The following is a 10,270-nucleotide window of genomic DNA, read 5'->3' as shown; positions in this document are numbered from 1 at the left end:
GCGCGGTGGTGGACGCGCTCGTCGGGGAGCTCGAGATCTGATGGCCGACCCCGAGCCCATCGAGCTGGCGATGTTCCCGCTGGAGGTGGCCCTGCTGCCGGACCAGGACCTGCCGTTGCGGATCTTCGAACCGCGCTATGTCGCGCTGGCGCAGCGCTGCGTCGAGCGCGCCGAGCCGTTCGGCGTGGTGCTGATCTCGCGGGGCCGCGAGGTCGGCGGCGGCGATTCCCGTTGCGACGTCGGCGTTTTGTCGCGGATCACCGAATGCGTCGACCTCGGCGCGAACCGGTACTCGCTGGCCTGCCGGACCGGTGAGCGAATCCGGGTGTGCGAGTGGCTGCCCGACGATCCCTACCCGCGCGCCTCGGTGCGCCCGTGGCCCGACGAGCCCGGCGAGCCGGTGACGCCGGCCCAGGTCCGCGACGTCGAGGACAAGGTGATCGCGCTGTTCGCCCGGATCGCCGAGGCGCGTGACGCGGCGCTGCCGGACCGCGACGTGCTGCTGGGCTACGGCGATACCGGTGCCGAGGAAGCCGGGCAGCGTCTGCTCACGCTGGCGTCGCGCATCCCGCTCGGCGCGGCCGACAAGTACAGCGTGCTGGCGGCGCCGTCGGCTGCCGATCGACTGGCCGCGCTCGACGAGGCGGTGGTGGCGGTTGCCGAGATGGTCGAGTTCCAGCTGTCGAGTAGAGGACCGAACGACTAAGTGAAAGTACATCTGCAGATTGACGGTTCGCCGACCGCGGCCGCCGCCAGCGCGGTCGAGATCGCCGCGACGGGTGCCGACGGGGTGTTCACCTTCGAGGGCCAGCACGACGTGTTCTTCCCGCTGATCCTCGCGGCCGGCAGCACCGGCGCGGACCTGATGACGAACGTGGCGATCGCCCCGCCCCGCAGCCCGCTGCACCTGGCACACACCGCATGGGATCTGCAGGCCTACAGCGGCGGCCGGTTTCGCCTCGGGCTCGGTTCACAGATCAAGGTGCACATCGAAAAGCGTTACGGCAGCAAGTGGGAACGCCCCGCGGCGCGCATGGCCGAGACCGTCGCCGCGATCAAGGCGATCTTCGCGGCCTGGGAAGGACAGTCCCGCCTGGATTTTCGGGGCGAGTTCTACACGCACACCATCATGGCGCCCAACTTCAACCCCGGCCCCAACCCGTTCGGGCCGCCGCCGTTGCTGCTGGGCGCGCTCGGGCCGGTCATGACGCGCACGGCCGCGGAGGTCGCCGACGGGCTGCTGGTGATGCCGTTCAACAGCGCCCGCCACTTCGCCGAACGCACGCTGCCGGCGGTCGACGAGGGCCTGCGCCGTTCCGGGCGGACGGTCGGCGACTTCCAGATCATCGTGCAGGCCATGGTCGCCGTCGGGCGCGACGAGGCCGACCTGGCGGCCGCGGTCAACGGGGTCGCCTCGCTGATCGGGTTCTACGGCTCGACCCCGGCGTATCTGCCCGTCCTCGAGGTCGAACGATGGGCGGATGTCCAGCCCGAGCTCAATGCGCTGTCCAAGCAGGCCCGCTTCGCCGAGATGCGAGCGCTGATCACCGAGGAGATGGTGGCCCGCATCGGGATCATGGGGACGCCCGAGCAATGCGCGCAGCAGATCGCCGAGCGGTTCGGCGATCACGCCGGCGAGGTGTGTTGCTACTTCCCGGGTTACACGCCGCGCAGCGCCGACGTCGCCGACCTGATCGGCGCGCTGCACCGGGTCCCGGCCCTGCGATGAGCGCCGACCTGCTGGTCGAGGTGAGCGCCGGCGTCGCGGTGCTCACCCTCAATCGACCCGAGCACCTCAACGCCTACACCGCCGAGATGGGCGCGCTGCTGGGCCGCGCCTACCGGGACTGCGACGAGAACGACGACGTCCGCGCGATCGTGCTCACCGGTGCGGGCCGGGCGTTTTGCGCGGGGGCCGATTTCTCCGGCGGCGCTGCGCCTTTCGACGCTCCCTCCGGCGACGGCACGTTCTCCGCGTCGCCGATCGACCCGGCCGCCTTCGAGTTGCGCAAACCCGTGATCGCCGCCGTCAACGGTCACGCCGTGGGCATCGGGTTGACCATCGCGCTGCAGGCCGACATCCGCATCGTCGCCGAGGACGCGAAATACGGTGTGGTGCAGGTGCGCCGGGGCGTGATCCCCGACTGCATGTCGCACTGGTCGCTGACGCATCTGACCAACCTCGGGGTGGCGGCCGAGGTGTTGTTGACCGGGCGGACGTTCACCGGCAGCGAGGCCGCCGCGCTCGGGATCGCGAACCGGGCGCTGCCCGCCGATCGGGTACTCGACCACGCGCTCGAGATGGCCCGCGACATCGCGGTCAACGTAGCGCCGATGTCGGCGGCGTTGTGCAAAAGGCTGTTGTGGGACAGCGCAATTCGTGGCTACACTCCACGCGAGGTCGCCTCGCTGGAGACGCAGCTGCATCACCGGGTGATGGGCACAGCGGATGCGGCCGAGGGTGTGGCCGCCTTCTTCGACGAGCGGCCCCCGCGGTTCAGCGCGAGCGTGTCGGCCGACTGGGCGGCGCTTCCGGAGCCGTAGCAGCTCGGCCAGCGCGACGCCGCGCTCGAGACGCTCGCAGGTTTGCGGCGTTTCCGCAAGTCTTCGCATTGCACCAGGCCCCGCTGTTGTTCTTCGAGCGGTCGTAAAACGTTGTCTCACATGAGGGCTCGCGGCATTGCTTGATCCGTCTCCAACTGTCGTCCTGCTGACTGAGGTGGATCTCGATGAAGAGGGCAGAAGCCAACCAACGCCAACCGCTCCCCGTGGGCTTTATTCGGAAACTACCGGAGTGGGAGAACGCGAAGGCCGCGTAGACGGAGTTGACACAACTCAACTGTTTTCTATCGAGCGATCCTCCACTGACCATTTTCGCGATCCCGTGGCGCAAGTCCCGCAGTTTCGGCAGGTCGTCCGCCTTTAGTGGTGGCGGTCCGGCGTCGGTATTTCGGAACGCGGCCCACTGCGACACCGCGGCGGCGCACCAGTCTCCTGCCAGTTTGACGTCGGCCAGTGCATCGGTGTCGCGGTCCCGGCTGGGGACAGTGTTGAGAAATTCCTGAACCAGCCGCAGGCCGTCGGGCGCGACTCCGAATTGGCTTTGGCATGGCCCGAACCGTTGAGAAGGCATCGGTTGTCGGGTCATAGCCGTTGCTTGCCTAGCCAGGACGTCATGGTGTTGGCGACCGTGGCCCACGCCGGTTCTAGCATGAGCTCGTGTCCCATCTCGGCGAGTAACACTGGTTCGGTGTCGTAGGCCTTGGCGGTGCGGCATACGTCACTGGTGGCATAGACTCGATCCTCTTGTCCGCCAATGACTAGGATGGGGGTGGTTATTTTGCTGGTGTCAACCAAGTTGGTGGCAACCATGTCGAAAAACATGGCGCGTGCGCTCTCGGGCTGGAGTCGTGTCGTGACCGCTTCGACAAGACGATCGGGAGCCTTCCCACCGAACAACAGCTCCCGCGCTCCTGCGGTAGACCCGTACAGGTGAGCAGGATTCCCTGTAAGCGCAAATCTGGTGCAGCGGTAGGGATGTTGGCGGATCGACCGCAACAAAGAGTGTAGCTGTCCTCGCGGGGGCGCAGAGGCGATAAGCACCGCGGCGGGAAGATGGTGGGTCTCCAAGTATTTCTGGACGAGAAAACCGCCCATAGAGTGGCCCACCAACACCGGAGGTGCAGGAAGATTCTCTGCGATCGATGCCACGTCGGTCACGTAATCGGAAATTGAGCAGGTGTGAAGCGGTTTCTCGAGCGGGCTGGAGCCGTGCCCGCGCAGGCTCAACGCCAGGGCGCGGAATCCCCGGCTGGCGAAGAAGTCGAGAAAGTGTTCATTCCAACACCATCCGGCATGCCATGCCCCGTGAACGAAAAGCAGCGGGTATCGATGAAGTTTTCTGGCTTGTCCCTTATCGATCACTTCCAGTAGGCGGTTGGGGTACGTCATCAAGCATGGCCTTCCGTAGCCGTTGACTTGTCGAACCGATTGTCCGGGCGGAGGTTTGCTTGCCCGGCATCGGATTGGCTAGCTATCGCACGGGCCTATCAAATTCGATATTCGGCTTTGATGAATTGTGCGGCGCGCTCGCCGATGACGACGCAAGGTGCCATGGTGTTGGCGGTAGTGATGCGCGGCATTATCGAGGCATCCGCGATGCGCAAACCGCCGATGCCGTAGACCTTCAGGCGTCCGTCGACCACGGACATGGGATCGCGGCCCATCTTCGCTGTACCGCATTCGTGCCAGTAGGTGGTGACCGCGTTGCGTAAGTATGTCTCGAGTTCGGCACCGTTGAGCTTGCCCGGCATCACCTCGTTTGCGACGAAGGGCCGAAGCTCGGCCGAGTTGCCGATCTCGCGCAACGTTTCGATGCAGGAGATCGCGGTCTTGAGGTCTTCAGGGTCCGCCAGCGCGTTAGCTTCGATGCGGACTGGGTCGGTCGGGTTGTTGCCCGACAAGCGAACCCGACCCCGGCTGCGAGGATGGGTAGGTGAACCGAAGAGGGTCCAACCACTCTGAGGCAGGCCAAATTTCGCAGCGTTTTCCGCGGTGGCTTTCGGAAATGGCCCTACGCATGCGAACAGGTCGGGACCGTGGACAGTGGCAGCCCCGGAGTCCCAGAATAATGCCGCCCCGACCTGAGTGCTGCCCTGAAGGGTTTGGGGGAATTCCCACACGCAGTCGAACCCGAAGTGGTCCTGAAGGTTGCGTCCCACGCCAGGCAGGTTCTGGCGAACGTCGACGCCAACTCGATGCAACTCATCGGCTTCGCCGATGCCGGATTGCATGAGCACCTTGGGCGTGTGAATCGCACCAAGTGAAAGGACGATCTCAGCGTCGGCGGCAATCCGATGAACGGCGCCGTCATGGACGACCTCGACACCGGTGGCCCGGTCGCCGTCGAAGAGCAGGCGGGTGACCAGTGCGTGCGGCACCACGGTCAGGTTCGGCTGGTGCTGATGCGGGGCGGTGTAGGTGCGGAATACCGATAGGCGTTTAGCGTCGCGCCAGCGCAGGTCGACAATGGCAGCGCCGCGGGTCTCCTCCATAAGGGGACCGTTTGGACTCTGGTAAGTGGGAATCCCCAATGCCCTGGCAGCTTCCAACGTCGCCGCGGCGAGCGGATGCGCATCGGGCGCCGGTTGTACGAACACCGGCCCGCCCCTGCCCCGATGATTCGGTTCGCCGATACCGTGCCAATCCTCGATTCGACGGTAAAGTTCGAGAACTGGCTCGTATCCCCATGCCGGCTCGTCGGATTCGGAAGCGTAGTGATCCCAGTCGTCGCGGTGTCCTCGCGCCCAGATCATCAGGTTGATGCTGGATCCGCCGCCGAGCACTTTGCCCATTGAAAATGGGATCCCCCGCCCTTGAATCCGCGGGTCCGGATCAGAGATGAATCCCCAATCACGTTCGCTGCCAATGTTGGATGGCCATTGCATTGGGTCAGTCACGTTGGGGACGTCGTCGTTCCCGCCGGCCTCCAGAAGTAAGACTTTGATATCGGTGTTTTCAGCCAGCCGACCGGCAATCACCGACCCTGACGAACCGGCACCGCACACGATGAAATCGTACTGTTGCTCCCACACATCATTCACGAAGCTCTCCTGACTCATTTGCTTGATAAATCGGTCGATATCTATATCCACGCTTGGAAATCGCTTGTAGTTCAACCTAATCCGATGGATTTGGCCGAGAACGAGTTTCGCCACGATCGCTTGCGTCGTCCCGTTTTTGGCGCCTCGGATATGGCTATTGGTATCGAGACGGTGCAGGTCTGCGCGGTTGGTCAGGGTTATCGTGTCTTCATGGAGTTTCGCGGCATCTGTTTAACCCCACCCGTATTCACTAGATCGGGTTGATGCCGACTCCCCATAACGCTTGGAGTCCGCACGGGTCGCGAGCGCCCTCGCCATCGGCGAATTACCTCGTATCGATCTATGCCAGCGTGCGGCTGCACTAACCCTCTTCGCCCGCAATGCTGTCCATCGACGCTCCGCGGGATACAGAGTCACGCCTATCCGGTACCCCTCCGGCTGCGGGCTCTCCACGTCGAATGCCATCGCCTCATCGGTAAGTGCAGCCGGGTCGTCCGAGGGCACAACGAGATTGGTAACTGAAATTCGGCGGTGGCCTTGGCCAAATCGGACCGCTGCAAACTGCTAGGCCACTAGCGTTTTGAGCCCAAGCGTGGAGCGCAGCCAGCCGCCCATTTCGACGATGGTGCGGTCGACCTCGTCAACATGGCCGGCCCCCATGATGAAGGAATGTTGCTCCTTGTCCACCTGCCTGATGACGATGTTATTGCCTGCCTCCTTCGCCTTTTGCGCGAAAGCGATGGCGTCCGACGCCAGTAGTTCGTACTCGCCGTAGTACACCGCGGTGGGTGGTAGCGCGGACAGGTCGGCCCCGAGCAGGTGCACCCGCGGGTCGGTGAATTCCACGCCAGTTCCGTCGAGCCAGCACGACCGGAACAGCTCGAGCAATCCTCGAGTGAGCAACTTGTCTCGCTCGGCATTGGTCTCGATGGATTTCCCCGAGAGAGTGACATCGGTCCACGGCGAAATGGATAACACGGCGCCCGGCGTCGCCTCACCACGGTCGCGTAGCCGCAACGCAAGTTCGACCGCGAGATAGCCGCCGATCGAGTGGCCAACGCTGGCGATCTTCCCGGCTCTGTACCCCTGGTCGAGCAGCCAGTGGTAGGCGCTGTCCACGTCGTCGACCTGCGCGGGGTACTTATGCTCCGGCGAACGGCGAAAGTTCAGTACCAACGAGGGCATGCCGGCCGCCTTCGCGATGTGCGCCGCCGCTTTTCGATCGGAATGCATCGACATCAGGACGCTGCCACCCATATGGGTATGCAACAGCACTGCGTCGGGGTCACTCCCGACAGGGATGCACCACAGGGCATCCACGCCACCGGCATCGACCTCTGCGTAGGTGACACCCTCGGGTTCCTTCGTCGCCAGATGGATGTTCTCGGCGACATCGCGGATTGTCTCCAGCTCGAAGTGGGGTTTCGAGGTTCGCTTGCCAAGCTCTGCGAAGAACTTGGACAGTTCGAACGCCTGCTCGCCTGTCATAAATGTTCCTTTCGTCAACCCCATTGAATAACGACCACTATATAACGATCGGTTTTCTCTGGCTAGGCCGTTTGTGATGCCCATAAGGTATGGCGAGGCGACCGATTCGGTATTAGACCGCAAGGCTGAAAAGCTGATGCCGCAGGAAATTTCGAGCAGTGATCGGGACTCGGCATGCTGCTTCCGCACTCGGCGCAGAGGATGCCGCGCGCACGTGATGGTGCAGCCCGTCGATAGGCGCGTCGAAATATCGTCGCCCGCAATGCGATTGATGCCGACCTTCGAAATCTGGGCTGAGGCAACTTTGGTACGGCACTCAAAAGGCCACGCTTGAAGCTGGCCCTGGGAGTGAATCCGCGATATCATCACGCGAATCATGTTTGCGCAGAACCGGTTTAAGATAAACCTCGATCGCATCGGAGTCTAAGGAAAGCGCTCCTCAGTGGCGCGGCGCAGCCCGGGCGACTTTAAGTTACGAGCCGGCGTGCAACCGGCCCGACACCGCCCGGCCCCCGCTGGTGGATTCGTCGACCGCGAAGGCGGGCTCAGTCATCGTCGTCGCTTGCCAGGTGAAATGAGCCCGTCTGTTGTCTCGCTCGCGGCGTCGATCACCTCGGCCTGCGTGGCTGGATCGGCCATCGCGCGCGAGATCGACACCGCGCCAACCATCAGCGCGACGATGCTCCACGCCCGGCGGTCGCGGTCGGCGCCGTCCAATAGCTCCGCTATCCGGGCCGCGAGTACGGAAATCTTATGTTCGTACGCCTCGCGCGTGGGCGCTCCCGCCCGCGCCACGTCGGCGCTGAGGGTGGGCATCACGCATCCATCGCCCGGGTTGTCCACATGGTAGCTGCTAAGGTATTCCGCTACAAAGGTTTTGAGTTTCGTCCTTCGTTCGGCCTTCGTGCCGGACGCTGTGTCGGAAACGAACGGCTCACCGACGTTGGCGTCAACGATCGCCTCGAGCATTGCTTCCTTGTTTGCGAAATTCGAGTAGAACGCCCCCGACGTCGCGTCCGCCGCGGCGGCCAGCTTGTCCACTCCTATCCCGTTGAAGCCGGCCACCTTCATCGATCGGGTGCCGGCACGCAGTAACGTGGCGCGCGCCTTCGCCTTCTGGTCTGCCGGGTATCTCATGACAACAACCTTTGTAATATAACTATCGGTATCTTACGCTAGTGTGGCCGGATCGGTCGTCTGTTCGGCACACTTCAGCGCCGTGGTGATGAATTCGTCGCGAGCCGCATCCGGGACCGTGGCGTCCCATGCCAGCACCACTTGGCTGGGGGCGAGGCCGTCGGCTGGCACTACTCGTAGGTCTGGCCGCCGGTAGGCCATGGCCGTCGACCGGGGAAGCACCGCGAAACCAGCGCGGGCGGCCACCAACTCGAGCTTCTGCTCCACGCCGGTGACCGAGGACTGCACCGCCTCCCGGCGCCGCTCCGGGCTGGCAAGCGCATACCACTCGGGCACGGATGCCGGGTTCTGCAGGAGCCGCCGCGAAGCAAGGTCCGCCAATGTCACCGAGGGACGCTCCGCCAGCGGGTCGTCAGCCGGCAGCACGACGTCACGGGGTTCCTCTAGCAGCGGCGCGGTGGCCAGCCCAGACAGATCGAACGGCGAGCGAGCGTAGACCACCTGCGCGTCGCCGCGGCGAATGACCTCTGCCTGCTCGCTCCAAGTCACCTGCACGATCACGGCGCGCCGCGCCGGATCACCTGCCTCGAATGCCCGCGCGGCGACGGTCGCGAAGAGGCCGGGGAGCACCCCGACCGTGACCACGACGGCTGGGACTTCGGCCTGGGAGAGCCGTTGCCGCAGTGCCTGCACTTCGGTGAGCAGAAATCGGCCGTCGTCGAGTAACCGTGATCCGGCCGCGGTAAGTGTCGCGCCGCGGGTGGTCCGGTTCAACAGCGTCACACCCAACTCCCGCTCGAGTGCACGAATTTGACGCGAAAGTACGGGCTGGGCGATGTGTAGGCGGGCCGCGGCGCGGCCGAAGTTGAGTTCCTCGGCAACGGCGATGAAATACCGCAGCTTCCGCATGTCCAAATCCGCGGTGGCCATACCGAGAGGGTATAGCCGTCGGACAGAAAGGGTGTTGGACTGGCGGAGGAGGCCGCTCGACCCTGGATGCATGAGTTTGCGAAACAAACGTGTCCTGATCATCGGGGGGACGTCGGGCATCGGCCTGGCGGTGGCCGCTGCCGTCGCCGAGCGCGGCGGCACGCCGGTCGTCGCTTCCCGCCGCCCGTCCAGCGTCGACCGCGCGCTGGGCTCGCTGCCCGCGGGCGCGGTCGGCGCCACGGTCGACCTTGCCGATCCGGCGTCCATCGAGCGCCTGGCCGAACAGGTCGGTCACGTCGACCATCTGGTCTACACCGCGGGCGAGCCGCTGCAGACGGTGGCGCTGGCCGGACTGACCCCCGACGTGATCACGGCCTTCTATCAGACTCGCTTTGTCGGGGCGTGCAGCACGGTGCGGGTGGTCGGTCCACGGCTGCCGCGAGACGGTTCGATCACGCTGACCAGCGGATCGGCCGCCGAGCAGCCAGAATTCGGTGTGTTGCCGGTGAGCTTGTGCGGCGCGATGAACGCACTGACCGCTGCCCTGGCGGTCGAACTAGCTCCGGTGCGGGTAAATGCTGTCGCCCCCGGCGTGGTGCACTCGCCGCTGTGGGACTACATGGGCAAGCAGGACCGCGACTCAATGTTCGCCGATGCGGCAGAACGTATCCCGCTACGCAGGATCGCCGAGGCCGACGAGGTGGCGCGCGCCTACCTGTACTGCATGGAGCAGACCTACTCCACCGGAGCGCTCGTCAAGGTCGATGGCGGCAGCGTCCTCACCTAGCCTTCAGTCGTGGTCTGCGCCCGCCGCGGATCGCAGGAAGCGGTGAGTTCAGCGCGAGCGTCTCGACCGACTGGGCGGAGCTGCCGGAGCCGTGAGCAGCTCGGCCAGCGCGACGCCGAGGTTGTGCAGATTGGTTGTGAGCGAATAGGTTCCATCGACCGTCCAATTGAGGATGCCGCCGGACAGCGCGCCGACGATGATGTCGGCCAGGGTTTCCGGATCGTGGCCCGCGGTCACCTCGCCGCGCGCGGCGCCCTCTTTGATCAGTTCGACAAAGGTGTCGTGCAGTTTGGCGCCGCGCTGGATGCCGTAGCCGTTGGTGGCC

At 64.6% G+C, this 10,270-nt stretch carries 11 protein-coding genes and 1 pseudogene; 5 read left to right on the top strand and 7 right to left on the bottom strand.

Features of this window, described 5'->3' with window-relative positions:
- Positions 1–40: 40 nt before the first annotated feature.
- The 3 genes from JOZ00_RS14135 to JOZ00_RS14125 are packed head-to-tail and all read left to right on the top strand — an operon-like array spanning position 41 to position 2,544.
- Entirely contained in the window at positions 41–706 is a 666-nt protein-coding gene (locus tag JOZ00_RS14135; RefSeq protein WP_293344576.1) for an LON peptidase substrate-binding domain-containing protein, read from the top strand.
- Positions 707–1,729 (top strand): TIGR03617 family F420-dependent LLM class oxidoreductase, encoded by a 1,023-nt coding sequence (locus JOZ00_RS14130; protein WP_293344573.1) that lies wholly within the window; start codon positions 707–709, stop codon positions 1,727–1,729.
- Positions 1,726–2,544 carry an enoyl-CoA hydratase-related protein gene (locus tag JOZ00_RS14125; RefSeq protein ID WP_293344572.1) on the top strand — a complete coding sequence of 273 codons (819 nt, stop codon included), beginning with the start codon at positions 1,726–1,728 and terminating at the stop codon, positions 2,542–2,544. The genes JOZ00_RS14130 and JOZ00_RS14125 overlap by 4 nt, the downstream gene beginning before the upstream one ends.
- On the opposite strand, the gene JOZ00_RS14120 is transcribed toward JOZ00_RS14125, so the two are convergent.
- From JOZ00_RS14120 to JOZ00_RS14110, 3 genes are all read right to left on the bottom strand, one after another.
- A complete protein-coding gene (locus JOZ00_RS14120; RefSeq protein WP_293344575.1) occupies positions 2,498–2,872 on the bottom strand; it encodes a CGNR zinc finger domain-containing protein in 375 nt (124 codons plus the stop codon). The genes JOZ00_RS14125 and JOZ00_RS14120 overlap by 47 nt on opposite strands.
- Positions 2,873–3,144: 272 nt before the next feature.
- Positions 3,145–3,951, bottom strand: a complete 807-nt coding sequence (locus JOZ00_RS14115) for an alpha/beta hydrolase (protein ID WP_293344571.1) — start codon at positions 3,949–3,951, stop codon at positions 3,145–3,147.
- A gap of 98 nt (positions 3,952–4,049) precedes the next feature.
- Positions 4,050–5,621 (bottom strand): GMC family oxidoreductase N-terminal domain-containing protein, encoded by a 1,572-nt coding sequence (locus JOZ00_RS14110; protein ID WP_293344574.1) that lies wholly within the window; start codon positions 5,619–5,621, stop codon positions 4,050–4,052.
- 66 nt (positions 5,622–5,687) lie between these two features.
- Here JOZ00_RS14110 and JOZ00_RS14105 point away from each other — a divergent pair, with 66 nt between their 5' ends.
- On the top strand, positions 5,688–5,867 hold the full coding sequence (locus JOZ00_RS14105; RefSeq protein ID WP_293344570.1) for a hypothetical protein: 180 nt from the start codon (positions 5,688–5,690) through the stop codon (positions 5,865–5,867).
- Between the two features lie 300 nt (positions 5,868–6,167).
- On the opposite strand, the gene JOZ00_RS14100 is transcribed toward JOZ00_RS14105, so the two are convergent.
- The 3 genes from JOZ00_RS14100 to JOZ00_RS14090 form a co-directional block, all read right to left on the bottom strand.
- A complete protein-coding gene (locus JOZ00_RS14100) occupies positions 6,168–7,469 on the bottom strand; it encodes an alpha/beta hydrolase (RefSeq protein WP_293344569.1) in 1,302 nt (433 codons plus the stop codon).
- Positions 7,470–7,640: 171 nt separating this feature from the next.
- On the bottom strand, positions 7,641–8,228 hold the full coding sequence (locus tag JOZ00_RS14095; RefSeq protein ID WP_293344568.1) for a TetR/AcrR family transcriptional regulator: 588 nt from the start codon (positions 8,226–8,228) through the stop codon (positions 7,641–7,643).
- 33 nt (positions 8,229–8,261) lie between these two features.
- Positions 8,262–9,158: a LysR family transcriptional regulator gene (locus JOZ00_RS14090; protein WP_293344567.1), complete on the bottom strand. Its 897-nt coding sequence runs from the start codon at positions 9,156–9,158 to the stop codon at positions 8,262–8,264.
- A gap of 70 nt (positions 9,159–9,228) precedes the next feature.
- Here JOZ00_RS14090 and JOZ00_RS14085 point away from each other — a divergent pair, with 70 nt between their 5' ends.
- A complete protein-coding gene (locus tag JOZ00_RS14085) occupies positions 9,229–9,945 on the top strand; it encodes an SDR family oxidoreductase (RefSeq protein WP_293344566.1) in 717 nt (238 codons plus the stop codon).
- Between the two features lie 48 nt (positions 9,946–9,993).
- Here the strand turns inward: JOZ00_RS14085 and JOZ00_RS14080 are convergent.
- Positions 9,994–10,270, bottom strand: a pseudogene (locus JOZ00_RS14080) (hypothetical protein); the annotation flags it as partial.

The organism is Mycobacterium sp. (genome assembly GCF_019243155.1).
Classification (GTDB): domain Bacteria; phylum Actinomycetota; class Actinomycetes; order Mycobacteriales; family Mycobacteriaceae; genus Mycobacterium.
Note: the sequence above shows the minus strand (reverse complement) of the source record. Positions and strands in the feature narration are given on the sequence as shown.

Bases quoted from the DNA above. Each gene is read 5' to 3' on its own strand.
- JOZ00_RS14135 (WP_293344576.1), top strand. From the start codon at position 41: ATGGCCGACCCCGAGCCCATCGAGCTGGCGATGTTCCCGCTGGAGGTG.
- JOZ00_RS14125 (WP_293344572.1), top strand. From the start codon at position 1,726: ATGAGCGCCGACCTGCTGGTCGAGGTGAGCGCCGGCGTCGCGGTGCTC.
- JOZ00_RS14120 (WP_293344575.1), bottom strand. From the start codon at position 2,872: ATGGTCAGTGGAGGATCGCTCGATAGAAAACAGTTGAGTTGTGTCAAC.
- JOZ00_RS14115 (WP_293344571.1), bottom strand. From the start codon at position 3,951: ATGACGTACCCCAACCGCCTACTGGAAGTGATCGATAAGGGACAAGCC.
- JOZ00_RS14110 (WP_293344574.1), bottom strand. From the start codon at position 5,621: ATGAGTCAGGAGAGCTTCGTGAATGATGTGTGGGAGCAACAGTACGAT.
- JOZ00_RS14105 (WP_293344570.1), top strand. From the start codon at position 5,688: ATGGATTTGGCCGAGAACGAGTTTCGCCACGATCGCTTGCGTCGTCCC.
- JOZ00_RS14100 (WP_293344569.1), bottom strand. From the start codon at position 7,469: ATGATTCGCGTGATGATATCGCGGATTCACTCCCAGGGCCAGCTTCAA.
- JOZ00_RS14095 (WP_293344568.1), bottom strand. From the start codon at position 8,228: ATGAGATACCCGGCAGACCAGAAGGCGAAGGCGCGCGCCACGTTACTG.
- JOZ00_RS14090 (WP_293344567.1), bottom strand. From the start codon at position 9,158: ATGGCCACCGCGGATTTGGACATGCGGAAGCTGCGGTATTTCATCGCC.
- JOZ00_RS14085 (WP_293344566.1), top strand. From the start codon at position 9,229: ATGAGTTTGCGAAACAAACGTGTCCTGATCATCGGGGGGACGTCGGGC.